Source organism: Psychrobacter sp. I-STPA6b (assembly GCF_020662265.1).
Lineage (GTDB): Bacteria > Pseudomonadota > Gammaproteobacteria > Pseudomonadales > Moraxellaceae > Psychrobacter.
Genome location: NZ_VEWM01000010.1, coordinates 302,737 through 319,736, shown reverse-complemented (window position 1 = coordinate 319,736; position 17,000 = coordinate 302,737). Strand labels below are relative to the sequence as shown.

16 protein-coding genes are annotated in these 17,000 nt (G+C 41.1%); 5 read left to right on the top strand and 11 right to left on the bottom strand.

What is annotated here, in order from left to right; translation table 11 throughout:
- The first annotated feature begins 140 nt into the window (after nt 1-140).
- Nucleotides 141-857 carry a phosphoribosylaminoimidazolesuccinocarboxamide synthase gene (gene purC / locus FHK88_RS01705; RefSeq protein ID WP_227429195.1) on the top strand — a complete coding sequence of 239 codons (717 nt, stop codon included), beginning with the start codon at nt 141-143 and terminating at the stop codon, nt 855-857.
- A 138-nt stretch (nt 858-995) separates the two neighbouring features.
- Nucleotides 996-1,307: a YqfO family protein gene (locus FHK88_RS01700; RefSeq protein WP_227429048.1), complete on the top strand. Its 312-nt coding sequence runs from the start codon at nt 996-998 to the stop codon at nt 1,305-1,307.
- A gap of 38 nt (nt 1,308-1,345) precedes the next feature.
- On the opposite strand, the gene FHK88_RS01695 is transcribed toward FHK88_RS01700, so the two are convergent.
- The 4 genes from FHK88_RS01695 to panC all read right to left on the bottom strand — a co-directional run bounded on the left by FHK88_RS01695 (nt 1,346) and on the right by panC (nt 6,008).
- Nucleotides 1,346-3,223 carry an alkaline phosphatase D family protein gene (locus FHK88_RS01695; protein WP_227429047.1) on the bottom strand — a complete coding sequence of 626 codons (1,878 nt, stop codon included), beginning with the start codon at nt 3,221-3,223 and terminating at the stop codon, nt 1,346-1,348.
- A gap of 159 nt (nt 3,224-3,382) precedes the next feature.
- Nucleotides 3,383-3,889 (bottom strand): ribosome biogenesis factor YjgA, encoded by a 507-nt coding sequence (yjgA, locus tag FHK88_RS01690; protein ID WP_227429046.1) that lies wholly within the window; start codon nt 3,887-3,889, stop codon nt 3,383-3,385.
- Between the two features lie 78 nt (nt 3,890-3,967).
- The gene (gene rapZ / locus FHK88_RS01685) at nt 3,968-4,882 is read right to left on the bottom strand and encodes an RNase adapter RapZ (RefSeq protein WP_227429045.1); all 915 of its coding nucleotides are present in this window, start codon (nt 4,880-4,882) and stop codon (nt 3,968-3,970) included.
- A 241-nt stretch (nt 4,883-5,123) separates the two neighbouring features.
- Nucleotides 5,124-6,008, bottom strand: a complete 885-nt coding sequence (panC, locus tag FHK88_RS01680) for a pantoate--beta-alanine ligase (protein WP_227429044.1) — start codon at nt 6,006-6,008, stop codon at nt 5,124-5,126.
- Nucleotides 6,009-6,097: 89 nt separating this feature from the next.
- Here panC and FHK88_RS01675 point away from each other — a divergent pair, with 89 nt between their 5' ends.
- Entirely contained in the window at nt 6,098-6,271 is a 174-nt protein-coding gene (locus tag FHK88_RS01675) for a hypothetical protein (protein ID WP_227429043.1), read from the top strand.
- Here the strand turns inward: FHK88_RS01675 and panB are convergent.
- From panB to mazG, 5 genes are all read right to left on the bottom strand, one after another.
- Entirely contained in the window at nt 6,259-7,059 is an 801-nt protein-coding gene (gene panB / locus FHK88_RS01670; protein WP_227429042.1) for a 3-methyl-2-oxobutanoate hydroxymethyltransferase, read from the bottom strand. The genes FHK88_RS01675 and panB overlap by 13 nt on opposite strands.
- Before the next feature lie 126 nt (nt 7,060-7,185).
- Nucleotides 7,186-7,710, bottom strand: coding sequence for a 2-amino-4-hydroxy-6-hydroxymethyldihydropteridine diphosphokinase (gene folK / locus FHK88_RS01665; protein WP_227429041.1), 525 nt, complete (start codon nt 7,708-7,710; stop codon nt 7,186-7,188).
- A gap of 6 nt (nt 7,711-7,716) precedes the next feature.
- A complete protein-coding gene (gene pcnB / locus FHK88_RS01660; RefSeq protein ID WP_227429040.1) occupies nt 7,717-9,840 on the bottom strand; it encodes a polynucleotide adenylyltransferase PcnB in 2,124 nt (707 codons plus the stop codon).
- Nucleotides 9,841-10,141: 301 nt separating this feature from the next.
- The gene (locus FHK88_RS01655; RefSeq protein WP_227429039.1) at nt 10,142-10,546 is read right to left on the bottom strand and encodes a ComEA family DNA-binding protein; all 405 of its coding nucleotides are present in this window, start codon (nt 10,544-10,546) and stop codon (nt 10,142-10,144) included.
- 9 nt (nt 10,547-10,555) lie between these two features.
- Nucleotides 10,556-11,359, bottom strand: a complete 804-nt coding sequence (gene mazG, locus FHK88_RS01650; RefSeq protein WP_227429194.1) for a nucleoside triphosphate pyrophosphohydrolase — start codon at nt 11,357-11,359, stop codon at nt 10,556-10,558.
- Between the two features lie 345 nt (nt 11,360-11,704).
- Between mazG and FHK88_RS01645 the strand changes: the two genes are divergently transcribed.
- Entirely contained in the window at nt 11,705-12,943 is a 1,239-nt protein-coding gene (locus tag FHK88_RS01645; protein WP_227429038.1) for a nucleotide sugar dehydrogenase, read from the top strand.
- Nucleotides 12,944-12,988: 45 nt separating this feature from the next.
- Nucleotides 12,989-14,464, top strand: coding sequence for a phosphomannomutase CpsG (locus tag FHK88_RS01640; protein ID WP_227429037.1), 1,476 nt, complete (start codon nt 12,989-12,991; stop codon nt 14,462-14,464).
- 76 nt (nt 14,465-14,540) lie between these two features.
- Here FHK88_RS01640 and galE read toward each other — a convergent pair whose 3' ends face one another.
- Together galE and FHK88_RS01630 are read right to left on the bottom strand one after the other, a co-directional pair.
- On the bottom strand, nt 14,541-15,596 hold the full coding sequence (gene galE / locus FHK88_RS01635) for a UDP-glucose 4-epimerase GalE (RefSeq protein WP_227429036.1): 1,056 nt from the start codon (nt 15,594-15,596) through the stop codon (nt 14,541-14,543).
- Nucleotides 15,597-15,617: 21 nt separating this feature from the next.
- Nucleotides 15,618-16,985 (bottom strand): UDP-glucose/GDP-mannose dehydrogenase family protein, encoded by a 1,368-nt coding sequence (locus FHK88_RS01630; protein ID WP_227429035.1) that lies wholly within the window; start codon nt 16,983-16,985, stop codon nt 15,618-15,620.
- Nucleotides 16,986-17,000 lie beyond the last annotated feature (15 nt).

The window sequence follows — 17,000 nt, the reverse complement described above, 5'->3', positions numbered from 1 at the left end:
ATCATAACTGCATTAATCGCTTTAAAAGATATCAGGTTAATACACGCTAATAGTTCATCTGTCCTGTCTTAATACAAGGTAGGACTTCCCTTTTCAAACCATGTTCAGCATGGATTATTTTAATGACAGGACATACAGTCATGCAAAAACAACAACTGCTGTATAAAGGTAAAGCAAAAACCGTTTATGAAACTGATGAAGCAGACTACCTCATCTTACACTTTCGTGATGATACCTCTGCTTTTAATGGTGAACGTGTCGAACAACTAGGGCGTAAAGGTCAGGTAAATAACCGCTTTAATGCCTTTATTATGCAAAAGCTTGCTGATGCAGGTATTGAAACCCATTTTGAGCGTCAACTCTCAGACGATGAGGTCTTAGTCAAACGTTTGGATATGATTCCTGTAGAGTGTGTGGTACGCAACTTTGCTGCAGGTAGTTTGGTACGTCGCCTTGGTCTAGAAGAAGGCATGGCATTAACACCTCCAACATTTGAACTATTTTATAAAAATGATGCATTGGGCGACCCTATGGTCAACGAATCTTTATCTATCTCACTTGGCTGGGCAACTCAAGAACAACTAGATACCATGCGTGAGATTACCTTTAAAGTCAATGATGTACTTAAAGGCTTATTTGATGAAGGGGGCTTAATGCTGGTTGACTTTAAACTAGAGTTTGGCGTATTCCATGACCGCATTGTCCTTGGTGATGAGTTTTCACCAGATGGTTGCCGTATTTGGGATAAAGAAACCAAGAAAAAGCTCGATAAAGACCGTTTCCGTCAAAGCCTTGGTGATGTGATTGAGTCTTATGAAGAAGTAGCACGCCGTATCGGTGTTCCTTTAGCCGATTAGTAGCTCTTTATCCACCAAACAAATAACAGATACAAGCTGAATATAACAAGGTTATGTTCAGCTTTTTATTTGTTGCTCATGTATAACTACTGAGTCTTTATCTCTGACTATAGAACAAATAATTAAGGACAAACAACCATGTATAAACTCACCGTATTTATTCCTAATAGTCATTTGGAAGCTGTTAAAACTGCCCTATTTTCCGCAGGTGCAGGCACGATTGGCAACTATTCCCACTGCTGTTGGCAGGTACAAGGGACAGGACAGTTTAAACCTCTATCAGGTAGTCAGCCACATATCGGACAACACAATGAAATAGAACAAGTTGCAGAATGGCGGGTAGAAATGGTGGTTGCAAACAATAAGATTCACGCTGTCATAGCGGCACTAAAACAGGCGCATCCTTATGAAACGCCTGCTTATGATGTGATACAGATGCTTGATATCTAATAGACAAAAGCAACCTTCAACTGCTAAAAACTGTTAGATTATTCACTGATTGTATTTTTACCCACTTTACTATACAGCGTCTTTTCAACTTGACTGCTATAGGTTGGCTTTAAAATATCGCTGACAAATATCCAGTCTGACTGACACTGCTCTGCCGTCACAGTAATCAGCATATAACCTCGTTGATGGGTGTTACAATACTGCAAATCTGCTACCAGTTGTGGCAATACCATTTGTAGTAGCTTGGGGTCAGTATCTGGCAGATACTCTTCAAAACCAGGCGAAGATACCGAGCTGGTCGCAAACTCAACACCCACTGACTCACCTTCCACTGTCTTCAGGTTGCTTGCCCATGCATTATGTGTATCCCCTGATAATACCACCAGATTTTTATTAAGGCTCTTGGCTGCCTTGAGTACCAGCTCACGTGCTGCTGCATAGCCATCCCACGCATCTAGGTTATAGGGAATAGCAGGCTGTGCCAAAATTGCTTGCTCAGTTGCACTTAACTGCTCAGGGTTCGCCTTTGCCTTTTGCGCCATACTGAGATAAGTCATCAAATCAACCCCTGCATTAGGGTTAACAATGTTTAGTATCACAGGGGCTGGCATCAGCATACGAGCCATCAAAATTTGCTGACCGAGTAGTTGCCATGTTGCTTGTGATTGTTGTAACTGACTGACCAGCCAGTTTGTCTGCTTTAATCCTAAAAGATGGCGATTTTGATCATAAATGTCTTGAGTAAACTTGGCAGCATCTAAACCCATTGCACCTGTAGCAGAATCAATCGTGACATAGCTTTGATAATCTAACTGTTTATCTCGTCCCACTACTCGAGTATCAAGCATGTGCAGGCTTAACAGTGAGCCAAAGTCAAAACGACGATAAATCTCACTAGGTACTTGGTTACGAGTCGGCATCCATTCATGATATGCCGTTACCGCAGATAGTTTACGAGTATCCCATTTCCCTTCAACATCTGGCTGATGGTTCTCTGCACCATCTTTAAAGGTATCATTACTTAGCTCATGGTCATCCCAAACTGCAATCATAGGAATACGCTCATGGAGTCTTTGTAAATCTGGATCTGTTTTATATTGAGCGTGACGCAGACGATAGTCTTGAATACTGACAATCTCTGTCTCTGGCATCACTTCACGCTCCAGCTCAGAGGCATGTGCTGAGGCATAAGCAGGTACTTTCTCACCATTTTGATTGATGCTGGTACGACCATACTCATAAATATAGTCACCCAAATGTACGCAAACATCGATGTCATCACGATGAGCTGCATCGGCATACACATGAAAATAACCTGCAGGATAATTCGCACAGCTAAACACCGCCAGTTTGACTTGTGAGACATCTGCAACTGGTAGCGTTTTTGTACGTCCAATACGGCTTTGTACTTTTGTCTTTGCCACCGTAAACCGATAATAATATATGGTATTAGGTTGTAGCCCGTCTGCATCCACCTTTACCGTATAGTCTTGACGTGCTGAGGTAGATACTTCTCCTTTATTGACCACCTCTTGCATCTGTTCATCACGAGCAATTTCCCAATGTACTAAGACTTTATCTACAGGGTTTTTTGGTGTGATACGAGTCCATAAAATTACTTTATCTGCTAATGGATCACCACTGGCAATCCCATGCTCAAAAGCAAACTCTGACTGCTCAAGATACGGCGGCTGATAAGGAACTCTTTGGCTATCATTTTTACAGCCAACCAAGCCCAGACCCATACTACCAGCAGCCGTTGCTCCGACACTTTGAATAAAACGACGGCGACTTAGTGGTGTGATGTTGTTTTCTGTGACTTTAGAGAGCTTCTGTGTTGCTGAGGTTTTAGCTGTATCAGTGATGATATTATGTATCGGCTGTGGTGTAGGATTAAAAGGGGGTTGCTGGCTCATAGCGGGCGCCTCTATTTACTCAATTAAAATACAGGCATTATTCAAAAAAAGTATGACGCCACTATGACAGCATTTTATAACACCGTCATTTTGCGATAAGGTTTTGCAACAAAATATGACTAACTTTTTTTGCTAGATTAGCAGGGATTGTTTTAGTCTTTAAAGTTGTGACAATATTGCCACTTCCTTGATATAGCTTAATAAATCAGTTTCAGATTCAGCCAGTAGCTCATCATCATTCATATGTTTGGCATACTCTATCCATAACAATAGTTGATATAAGCTGTTACGCTCAGAAGCCGAAAATTGCTTTACAAACTGTTTGAGAGTGGACTCATCATTGATATTTAAGCGGGTATACCATGCCTCAACTTTTGCTGCTTGCTCTGGGCTAAAGCGAATCTGAAACAGTGCATCCACCAAATCATGGCGATTTTCTTCACTAATCAGCTTTCCCACTCGTTTAATCTGACGATTACGTGCATTGGCACTGCTAATATCAGCCAGCGCTGTCAGCTCATCGACAAAATATTCTGTTACTGGCAGTTTTTTTATCTGTTTTTTTGATAAATTTGCCAGTGGCTCTGCCAACTGTTGCAGACGCTCATGAGCTTTTTTTAGCTCAGTGCGTGAAACGCGCATGTCCTGCTCTGACCAGTCAATCATAAATCTCTCTTTAGTAGTTTTCTTTACTTTAACAGTTTCTATCCAGCACTCTTTACTAAACAACTATTTGCTAAATAACTATGCTGTCCAACGTGGTTTTTCACGGTGCTTTGCCACCACCTTCAAATCTTCTGGCAGTATCGTTGCTAGATTTTCTGCTAGGCTCTGAGTAATAAATACTGAGCGGTGTTTTCCACCTGTACAACCAATGCCAATGGTGACTGTATGGCGGTTATTATGCAAGAACTCAGGTAACCAGCGCTGTAAAAACCGTGCAATATCAGCCTGCATTTCTTCCACTTCTGGGTAGTCAGCAAAAAATTCTTTAACAGGGTTATCCAATCCTGTTTGTACGCGTAGCTCAGGCTTCCAGTGTGGATTGGGTAAGATACGGACATCAAAAACAAAGTCTGCATCAATTGGAATACCATATTTAAAGCCAAATGATAGCAAATTGACAGTCACTTTATTATCAACGCCAATATGGTCTCGCACTTGCTCTTTAAGCTGATGAATATTGAGCTGGCTGGTGTCAATTTTAACATAAGCACGGCTGGCAATCGGCTCTAACAAGTCAATTTCTTTTTTAATGGCATTGGGCAGGTTATTCACTGGATTATCTGTACTTGCCATTAAAGGATGTACCCGTCGTGTGGCATCAAAACGGGCAACCAATACAGACTCTTGTGCGGTGACATACAGTACTTTAACTGCATCATTGCCATAAGTAGCAACCAACTCATCTTCAATATGAACAAAGTTGGATAAGTCCGCTCTGGGTGTACGCACATCAACACCTAAGGCAACTTTATGAATGCCACTTTCTTTGATGAGCTTGGCAGCCGCATCAGGTATCAAGGACAAAGGCAAGTTATCAATGGCATAGTAACCGAAGTCCTCTAATATATTAAGGACTGAGGTTTTTCCTGAGCCTGAGCGTCCTGAGACGATTAAGATATTGACAGAAGGCTGTGCACTACTGCAACTCATCATAAAACTCCTATTTATCATTCTATAAGCCTAGGGTCTGTTGAACTTTCACCCCATTAGGCTAATACCTATAAGGGATATAGCTACTTTTTACTTTCATGTAAAAATTGGCTAAATTTTTCCTATGAAAATGAATGTTCAACAAACCCTACATACTTTTGCCTATCATAAAGAATTTAACAGATAAAAACCGTATTGTATGTACGGTGAATTTAACCTACTGTCAATATTTATATAGGAACTGTTAAACCGCTACTTGCACTTGTTGGTTATCCAATAAGCGTGCTTTACCCAGCCAAGCGGCCGTTAATATCACCAATGCGGTATCTTGTTTTGTGTTGGTGATGTCTTGTAAATTTTGCTGTCTAACTTCAAGATAATCTACTTTAAACCCAGCTTCATTAATCTGTGTGATACTTTCATCAATTAGGCTTTGTAGAAGGCTAAGGTCTGTTTCTGATGCGTTATTGATATGCACACCTTGTGCCAGTTTCTCTGCCAGTCTTGTGACTTCTTGATGTAAAGTTGGTGCGATGCTTCGCTCGGTGGCAGTCAGGTATTGGTTGCGTGAGGATAATGCCAATCCATCATCTGCACGTACGATGGGGGCTGAGACAATGTCGATATCATAGCTTAGGTCTCGAGCTATTTGACGAATAATGGCAAGCTGTTGATAGTCTTTTTGTCCAAAGACTGCAACATCTGGGGCAACGATGTTAAAAAGCTTGCTAACGACTAAGCCAACACCATCAAAGTGAGTCGGGCGTGATTTGCCACAAAGCTGGGTACTAATGTCACCTGCCAGCACTTGTGTGGGTGGTGGTAATACTGGGTACATATCATCAACACTGGGTGCAAAGATATAGTTTGTGTCAATGCTTGCTAATTTTTGTGTGTCCGCTTCTAAGGTACGTGGGTAACTGTCTAGGTCTTCGCCTTCTCCAAACTGGGTGGGGTTAACAAAAATGCTCACTACGACAATGTCAGCATGTTGTTTGGCAAGTTTGACTAAGGATAGGTGTCCATCATGTAGGTTGCCCATGGTTGGTACTAAGGCGATGCGTTTGTTAGCACGGTGTGGCTTTAGGATATCACGTAGGCTTTGGATACTGGTTAAGGTGGTGGTCATGATGCGGTCTCTTATTTTTGATGATGCGCTTGTTTGTAATGGTAAATAAGTCAATGAATGTGATTTAAGTAAGGCTTTTTAGCCCTGACGTGAGCGGTATCCTGACGTCGCTGATGGTGATGCAGACTGTGGCTGGCAGTAGTCGCTCGTTTAGATGGAATGCTGGCAGACACGTAAGTCTGCACGCCATCAGCAAGGCAGATACAAGCGGTCGGCAGGATTGGCTATTTATCCATTTATTGTTATTTTATCAGTTAAATTGATGCTTTTCTTGAGGGTAACTGCCTTCCATGACAGAGCGATGGAATAAGGCAAAAGCCTCTGCTACACTGCCTGATTCATTACGCTCGTCAGTTAAGAAGTCATGGACAAATCGGGCAACGCGACCATGTGTAACCCCTAGCATGTCATGCATGACGAGTACTTGTCCATCTGTATCTGCCCCCGCGCCTATGCCTATGACGGGGATGTCAACGGCTTCGGTAACGGCTTTGGCAAGAGGTGCTGGTACACATTCAAGAACGAGTAGTCCTGCACCTGCATCAGCAACGGCTTTGGCATCATTCAGTAGTTTTTCAGCGCTGTCTTCACTTTTACCTTGTACTTTATAACCACCAAAGACGTTCACTGATTGTGGCGTCAATCCAAGGTGAATACAGGTGGGTGTACCAGCTTGGGCAAGGGTTGAGATGATGGGGCATAGTTCTGCACCACCTTCAATTTTGATGACGTGAGCACCTGCTTGCATCAAGGTACGAGCATTGGCAATGGCATCAGTCAGGGTGCTATAACTCATAAATGGCAAGTCAGCAAGGATAAGGGCATGTTTGTTACTGCGGGCAACGTTGGCGGTGTGGTATGCCATGTCAGCAACACTTACGGGTAAGGTTGAGTCATGTCCTTGTACAACCATACCAAGGCTGTCACCAATTAAGATGGTGTCAATTTCAGCAGTCTGCATCATTTTGGCAAACATGGCGTCATAACAGGTAAGACAGCTAAACTTTCTGCCATCTTTTTTGTATTTGTTGAGGGTGGTTAGTGTAATCATGAGTTTATCCGTATGTTGGCTAATGAGTTATCACTCTATCAAGGGGTTGAAGGTTATTGCGATTGTTGGGATTACTCGGGCTAATAGGATGGTTTAGACCGTTGCGATTATGGGATGATTGATGGGTTATGTGGGTAACTTCCGTAATCCTGTATAGTCGTGGCTCATGGGGTATTGTTCAATACTTTTGCCATGAATGATTAGTTTGGGGTTTAGCTCAGCCAATGGCACAAGTACAAAGTTACGCTGGTTAATACCAGCATGAGGAATTGTTAGGGTGGGCAGTTGGATATGTTGTTCACCATACAGCAGTATGTCAACGTCTAGGCTACGTTCTCCCCAATGACGGAGGCGCTGACGTTGGGCATTTTGTTCAAGTTGCTGGCAAGTATCCAGCAGTTGCAAAGGCTCTAGGGTTGTTTCTAAGCCAACAACAGCATTGATAAAGTCAGGTTGGTCTTGAGGTCCCATTGGTTTGGAGCTATACAGTGAGGATACTTGTATATGACGAATATGCGGATGTGCTTTAAGCTGAGCAATGGCTTGGGCAATATGTTGTTTTGGATTGCCCAATTCGTTGCTTAAATTACTGCCTAGTCCAAGGTAGCATTGTTGCCAGATGGCATTGCTGTCATGGGTTGTGCTTTGCATGCGTGTCTATGCCTCTGATGCTTGCTGACGCTCAGCAATGGATTGCGTTGAGCTGGGCTGACGACGTCGCCGTACGCTAGGAATCCGCTCATGACTCAGTTGTACTGATACTACTGAAGGGACTTCTATCTGTTTTGGTGTCACTGCTGTTGCTTCGGTACCATGAGATACTGAAGACTCTGCTTTGGGTGATGATGTAGTCTTTTGTTGCTGAGTTTGTAAAGCAACCTGCTCTGTTTGTTGTCCAGTTACCAAAGTTGCTGTTGCTGACTGTGTTACTTGGTCAGACTGCTGACGACGACGGCGTCGCTTTGCTGGTATGGCATCCGCTTTGGGTAGTACGACTATTTGTGGTGGCAACTCTACTGCTTTTTGAGCTTGGCTTTTATCTGTCTGTGAGCCTCGCTGGGCTGATGTTTGTGCCACTGCCTGATGCTGGGGCTTAGTAGAGCTGGCAGGGTCTATTTTAGAAGTACGCTCAGTTAATTCACCTCTATCTTTTTTTGTTGGCGCTTCTATCGTATCTGCTATATCTGCGTCTACTGGAGCTGTTGGCACTTGTTTGGCAAGCTTTTGTGCATTAATAGTAAATAGTGGCTGTGGTTGTTGCTCTTGTGATTTATTTTCATCACCTGCCAGCTTACCAAGGGAAAGTTGTTGTAGTTGCGCCCTCTCTTTAGCGTAATGAGCGCGCTGTGGTCGGCTCATTTGCTTATGAGCCAACTTAGTTTTAAATTCAGGTGATGTAGTGGACTCAGTCTGAGACTGTTTTGGCACATCTATCGTATCTGTCGTATTTTGATAAGCTGGCTGGTTTGTCTGATTTGACTGATGTGATGACGCAGACTGCTCAATATCATTATGACGATTGCGGTTACGGTTGCGCTTACTTTGTCCACGACGTGTATCACTGGCAAAGCTATCAATGGCTTGCTGTTTCTGTTTGTCTGAAAGTGTTTGAAAGATTTGCCACCATTCACCCATACCATTGGTAGATTCTGACAATGGGTTTGCTGCATCATTACATTGCTCACGTAATAATAAAAAGTCAAATGCTGCACGGAATCTGGGGTGGTCGGCTAACTGTGCAATCTGCCGTACTCTTGGATTTGCCAATTTTGGCTGCATCAACCAAATATCCCGAATAAACTGCTCAGCAAACTTAGGAATCGCTGTTTTAATACGTTGACGTTCAATAACTTTACTGGCCGCTTGTTGCTGTGCCTCAACAAAAGGCATGTTACGTTTTTTAAATTTATTCAGTTGATATAGGTAGTTATCCCATAGCAGGGCAGCATAAAAGAAGGCAGGGTTAATACTCTTGCCCTGTGCAATACGTTTGTCTGTATTAATTGCTACCTGTTTAACCAGTGCGGTCGCTGTCTCAGGTGGATAAATGATTAAATGTTTGATTGCCCCATACTCAAACAGTAAAGGCAACAATGGCACCAAATAGCCACCTGTAAACATCTTTTGTGATTCATCATATAAACGATGTGGTGACACCTGATCTAACAGCTTCCAGTTATCATCATGAAACTGCTCAGACAAAACTTTATCAAAATCAAAACCGAGTTTTGCCTTAAATCGCAATGCTCGTAGCAAACGTACAGGGTCTTCTTCTATGCGCAGTGGTGCATGACCAAGTAGACGTAGGGTTTTATTTTCAATATCTGCCAGCGCATTACAAAAGTCATGAACAATGCCTTTTAAAGGTTGATAATACATAGCATTAATAGAGAAGTCTCGGCGAGCAAAGTCCTGCTTTATATCACCCCAGACATTATCACGGGTAATCATACCTTCATTGGTCGTATGTATGTCATCTTTTGGAGGCGCACGAAACGTCGCTACCTCAATCATATCCCGCCCAGAATAGACATGGGCTAACTGAAAACGGCGACCAATGATACGGCAACGCTTGCCAAACAAATCCTTTATTTCATGTGGTTTTGCATCGGTAACGGCATCAAAGTCTTTAGGATTGAGACCCAATAGTGTATCTCGAACACCACCACCAACGATATACGCCTCAAAACCACTTTTGGTCAAAGTAGCAATGACCTCTACAATTGAATTTGGTAAATCTGCTTTACTTAACCCTAACTGCTTGGCTGAACGCTCTGCCATGCACACACTCCTTACGGACAAACAAAAACCAACCATCACCAATCATATTTATCTCAATTATTAGGGTCTGTTGAACATTCTTCTTCATAGGAAAAATTTAGCCAATTTTTACACAAAAGCAAAATAAAACCATACCCCTTTAAATATTCGCTTAATGGGGTGAATGTTTAACAGTCCCAACAATATGTTGGTAACTTCTGGCATATATAAGTACTAGTGTAACAAATTTTCTGCCTTATCGGGACATGTAAACCATGATAAAGTGTGATAAAACCCATTCTCACTCCAGTTTTACAAAAATCTAATGCACACGTAACCGATGACGATTTTTTTCAATGGTTTGCTTACCAATCCCTTTAACACTGGCTAGGTCATCAATACTATGAAATTTGCCGAACATCTCCCGATACAGCAAAATTGCCTGCGCCTTACTACTACCAATACCATCTAGCGTCACCAATTCGCTTTCTGTCGCTGTATTGATATTAACTACCTGATTTGTTGCCAGATGCGCCTCTTCTGCTCGATGTTGACGTGTTTGGTGTATTAAGTAAGCATATGCCTTTGAGGCATCACTAAAACACTGTGCAGAAGGCTGAATACTTGTCAGATTTGCAGATGTTGCCTGCACCAGTAATGGTAACCATAGCAACAACCAGCCTAATATCCAGCGATAAGAAATCTGATATACAATTCTAGCAGTCAATGTTGCACCCTATCTACCACCCTGACTTTTTGCTTCTTCCCATAGCCTATCCATCTGCTCAAGACTACTGTCCTCTGGCGTTTTTCCCTGCTCGGTAAGTTTATCTTCAATAAAGCCAAAACGAGATTTAAACTTATGCACGCAGGTCAGAGTGGCTGACTCTGCATCCAGCCCCAATTTACGAGCCACATTTACCAGACCAAAGACACAATCGCCCAACTCTTTTTCTAGCTCATGGCGGTGCTCATCAGTTAATGCCTCTTTATCCTGTGGCAAAATCTCTTTTAACTCAGCAATCTCTTCATCAAGCTTATCCACAGCACCAGCAATACCTTCCCAATCAAAACCTAACTTACCCGCTTGTTTTTGTATCGCTTGTGCTTGCATCAACGCACTACCTGCCTTAACACGGTCTAAACGACGCTTAGGCTTACCACGTTTTTCTCGCTCAAGATTTTCCTCAGCTTTAATCTCATCCCAACGTTTTTTGACTGCCTCATCATCCGCTAATTTATCCGCTTCAAACACATGTGGATGTCGGCGGATAAGTTTTTCTTGCAGTGTTTCAATCACATCGCCCATATCAAAACGACCCTGCTCGGCATATAGCTGACAATGAAACACTACTTGTAATAGAACATCACCCAGCTCACCTTTGATGTCTTCATCATCAACGCCATCATCGGCTTGTATCGCCTCAGCAAGCTCATAAGCCTCTTCAATGGCATAAGGTATCAAGCTGTGATTGGTCTGCTTGATATCCCACGGACATTCTGCTCGCAGACGTGCTATTAGGGCTAATAAATCACTCATCTCACCTGTGGCATCTGGTGTACCAACCGCAGGCTTAGGTGGCTGAACTTTAGAAGACTGAGTATGGAGACTATTTGCTACAGACTCATCATTACTTTTCATTATTTTGACCTATTAATCATCAAACTAAATTTTAACCTACTTATAGTCTGCCTAATATAAATCCACCACGGTGTTAACCTCACTCAATATACTACTTGTATTATCTTCACTCGGTTGCCTTGTGGTGAAATTATATTAGATTGACTATATGACCTCCAACGGGAATAGAGGACTTGTTATTTTCTTGTCATTAAAGCGAGGTATAGTCAAAGCCAAACCATTAAAATAGCGAAATAAAAGACTATGCTAGCAAACAACCTATTATCAAATAACTCACACACTAACTTAACTCGTATTGTTGTCGTTGGTGCAGGCTATGTGGGCTTATCTAATGCCATTTTATTGGCACAACCTCATTTAGATACGCAAGTCACTCTCTTTGATATTGATAATGACAAAATCAAACAATTACAGCAAAAACAATCGCCATTACAAGACGCTGAGATTTGTGACTTTTTGGCAAATAAAGCATTAAACTTAACCGCCACTTATCATATAGCTGACTTATATCAAAATTGTGACTTAGTTATTATCGCCACCCCCACTAATTATGATGTGGCAACAGGTAAATTTGATACCTCATCGGTTGAAGCTAGTATTCAGACCATTCGTGAACAAAATACTGATGTTCCCATTATCATCAAATCAACCGTTCCCATTGGTTTTACAGTCACCATGCATCAAAAGTTTGATGATAATATCTTATTTATGCCCGAGTTTTTACGAGAAGGACAAGCCCTTTATGATAACTTATATCCCTCTCGTATCATCACTGGAGTCACTGATAAATTAGCAGACTTTGCTCATACACTGATGTCATTGTATCAGCTTGCCAGCAAAAGCCATACCAATGAAAATCCAGTGACCACATTAATCATGCCACCCACTGAAGCCGAAGCTGTCAAGCTATTTGCTAACAGCTATCTGGCAACTCGTATTGCATTTTTTAATGAGTTAGACAGTTTTGCTGAAAAACAGAACTTAGACAGTCACGCCATTATCACAGGCGTTGGACTTGACCCCCGTATTGGCACACATTATAACAACCCTTCTTTTGGTTATGGGGGATACTGCCTTCCTAAAGACACTCAACAACTTAAAGCCAATTATACGGGCATTCCTGCCAACCTAATTCATGCCATCGTTGATGCCAATAACACCCGTAAACGTTTTATTGCCCGCCAAATCCTGAATAAAAATCCTTCTCGTATCGGAATTTATCACCTAAGCATGAAAAAAGATGCTGATAACTACCGTGATTCAGCGATTCTTGATATCATTACCCTACTACAACAACATGGGCTAGATATCACCATCTATGAACCCTCATTAAATGACACACAATTTCAAGGCTGTGCCGTTACTCACGACCTTGTAGACTTTAAACACAATCATGACCTGATTGTTGCCAATCGCTGGCATGATGAATTGCAAGATATATCAGATAAAGTTTATAGTCGAGATGTGTTTGGGTTTGGTTAATCCTGCTAATAGCCTAACATCATTTATCAAGTGAATAATACAAATATGAATAAAGAAAAGCTGACACACCTCCCTATTACCTCCTTTAAAGCCTACGATATTCGTGGTGAGCTTGGTGTCAATCTTGATGATGCCATCGCTTATCGTATCGGACGAGCTTTTGCTCAGATTTTACGCCAGCAACGTGAAAGCTCTAATAGCACTAATAGTGATGAAATGGCTCACCTTAACCACACCATCGTTATTGGCTGTGATATTCGCGACTCTAGTGAATCACTTAAACGAGCTACCATTGAAGGTATCATAGATGCAGGTTTAGATGTCATAGACTTAGGTATGACAGGTACAGAAGAGGTATATTTTGCCACCAGTCATTACCAAGCGATGGGTGGTATCGAAGTCACTGCCAGTCATAACCCTATTAATTATAATGGGCTAAAACTGGTGCGAGAAAACTCTAAACCTATCAGTGCTGATACTGGATTAGCAGACATCCAAGCCCTTGCTGAAAGTGGTGATTTTGAAGAGGTAGCTCAAAAGGGTCAGTTATCATTACAAATAGTTAAGACGGCTTATATTGACCATTTGATGAGCTTTATTGACCTTAATAACTTAACCTTTGCTCCAGATAAGCCATTAAAACTGGTCATTAATTCAGGCAATGGCAGTGCAGGTCCTGTGATTGATGAGATTGAGGCACGTTTTCAGCAAGCCAATGCTGCCATTGAGATTATCAAAGTTCATCATGAGCCAGATGGCAGTTTTCCCAATGGTATTCCTAACCCCATGATTGTGGCAAATCGTACAGCCACCACTGAGGCTGTTTTGGCTCATCAAGCTGATATGGGGATTGCTTTTGATGGTGATTTTGACCGTTGTTTCTTATTTGATGAAACAGGGGCATTTATTGAGGGCAGTTATATCGTTGGTATGTTGGCACAAGCCTTTTTGCAAAGGCACCCACAAGCCAGTATTGTCTATGACCCACGTGTGATTTATAACACTGAGGCGATTATTGATGAGTTTGCAGGACAGGCGGTGTTAAGTAAATCAGGGCATTCGTTTATTAAACAGGTCATGCGTCACTCTGGTGCGGTGTATGGTGGCGAGATGTCAGCTCACCATTATTTTAAAGACTTTTTTTATTGTGATAGTGGCATGATACCGTGGTTATTAACCATTGAATTGTTATCTAGTACAGGTAAAAAGTTATCTGAATTGGTTAATGAACGTATTTTGGCGTATCCAAGTTCTGGTGAGATGAATTTTCGTTTAACTGATGTACAATCTGATGAAATCATCAATAAGATTGCTCATCAATATCAACATGCTAACCCCAATAAGTCCACCCTTGATGGGCTAAGTTTAGATTTTGGTGAATGGCGCTTTAATTTGCGAGCTTCTAATACTGAGCCACTAATCCGTCTCAATATCGAAACCAAAGGTAATGAAGCATTATTAGCTGATAAAATCACTGAAATTCAAGAATGGCTTGAGGGACAAGGGGCTGTTTTGGCTTAGAATTTGAGCTATATTTAAAACCAAAATCCCCTTTATTGCATATAAAGGGGATTTCTTATTGATGATTGATTAACTATTATTTTTCATAACCATTTGGGTTTTGACTTTGCCAATGCCAAGTATCTTTACACATATCATGCACATCTAGATGAGCTTGCCAATTTAGGCTTTGCTCTGCCAAATCCACCTGTGCATAACAGCTCGCCACATCACCTGCTCGTCTAGGAGCAAATTCATAATTGACCGTCTGCCCAGTTGCCTCAGTAAAGGCATTCACCAGTTGTAATACTGACGTACCTGAGCCTGTACCAAGATTGACTGCAAAAAAGCCAATACTTTCTTTTTTATCAGTAGAATTTTCTACTACGCTTTTTACTAAGTAGTCAATCGCTGAAATATGCCCTTTTGCCAAGTCCACCACATGAATAAAGTCTCGTACCCCTGTACCATCAATGGTTGGATAATCATTACCAAAAATGCGTAGTTTTTCTAATTTACCCACTGCTACTTGACTAATATAAGGCATTAAATTATTAGGAATCCCATTAGGGTCTTCGCCAATTTTGCCCGAGTCATGAGCCCCTACAGGATTAAAGTAACGCAAACTCACTACTTGCCAGCGTGGGTCAGAGGCACATAAATCCTCAAGCATATATTCAATAATGAGTTTAGTACGTCCATAAGGATTGGTAGTGCTACGTGGTGCCGTTTCGGTAATGGGTAGTTGTTCAGGATCGCCATAAACCGTTGCCGATGAGGAAAAGACAAAGTTAAATACTTGATGTTGTTGCATGACTTCTAATAAATTCACTGTACCAGCAACATTGTTTTTATAATATTTTAATGGCTGCACAACCGACTCCCCCACTGCCTTTAAACCTGCAAAATGTACCACTGCAAAGAATTGATGTTGACTAAAAACTTGTGTTAATAATGCCTCATCTAATAAATCACCTTGCACAAATTCAATATTTGTTTGTGTGATTTGCTCAACTCTTTTTATAGCCTCAATATTACTATTTGATAAGTTATCATAAACAACAATATCATAGCCTGATGCGATTAATTCAATACAAGTATGGCTACCGATATAACCTACACCACCTGTTACTAAAATTTTTTTATTTTTCATAGTAAATTCTCATTAAAACTATTATAAATTTTTATGGCGACCTATTCCCATATAACCACCCACTAACGCTTCTATTTGACTAGTAGATAATATATTTTGAGCATCAAACACAGGTATTACCAACTCATTAATGACACTGATATTAATCCGTTTATCTTTTGACCATGACATAATAAATATAGCTTGTGACTGCTCAAGTGCCTGCTCAGGATAATCAAGTAGGGTTAATAAGGGTTGCTCTGCATACATAATTGCCAGCTCTACCCTAGCATGCTCTGCATAAACTTGGGTTTTTATATTATACGACCATAATAACTTTAATAAGGGGTGAATGGCTGAGCCTGTCGTTCTACCTGACCCTGCTTTATAACTTGCCCCCCAAATGCTCACTATCTTATTTTCAATCAGACCATCAAAATATTGCCAAAACTTACGAAATATCAACTCTTTTTGGTCTTCATTAATGGTATTAACAGCTTGCATTAAGCGGTTACTACTTTGTAATGGCTCAAGGGTTTGCTCTAATGCCTGCATTTCAGCAGGTAGAGTTTTACCACCAAATCCCCATCCTGCTTTTAGGTAACTCTTACCAATACGTTTATCCAATCCCATAATGGTTGCCACTTCGGTAATATCTACGCCTTTTTTATCCGCCAATCGGGAGCATTCATTCATAAAACTAACCCGAGTGGCAAGCATACTCATGATACTATTACGAGCAAACTCAATGGTTAAAATATCGCTAATATGGCTATTTTTCGCTCCATTAATTAACGGATGTAGAGCTGTTAACTTATAAGTAGAATTTGGTATTTTTTCACCCAGTAGCCATAGTTCAGCATTGAGCATAGATGCAAATGCTTGTCCATCTTGCAAAAACACAAAAGGTATATAATAAACCCAAGCTTGCGTTAACTGTTTGGCAAGCTCTGCAAATGTACCAATCGTTTCAATACCACTTAATATCAGTGGCGTTTGTCCATGATTAAGCTGAGCACCTTGCTGATTAAATACTTCAAGCCAATTATCTTGCCAGCTTTCTGGTAGCTCAGGTGTAAATAACCATAATAGATTTAATTTATATAAATTTGGTTGCAGATTTTTTTCAAGACCCACAAGCCATGTCTGCACTTGTTCAGGTATTTGCCAAACAACAATACACCCTTGTTGTATATACAATTTCCACAAAGCTTGTACTTGATGTTCAAAGGCATAGGCAGATAAAGTATTATCTAATACATCAGTATCCGTATATAAATAAACTGTTTGACCTGTACTCGCTAATACCACCGCTGTAGTTATACAATCAATAGAGTGCCCTAGCAGTACACAAACAGGTTGTTGTAAGTTATCACCAATAGTATTTACTTGCAAAGAATCTATTGACATAGTATATATATCCAC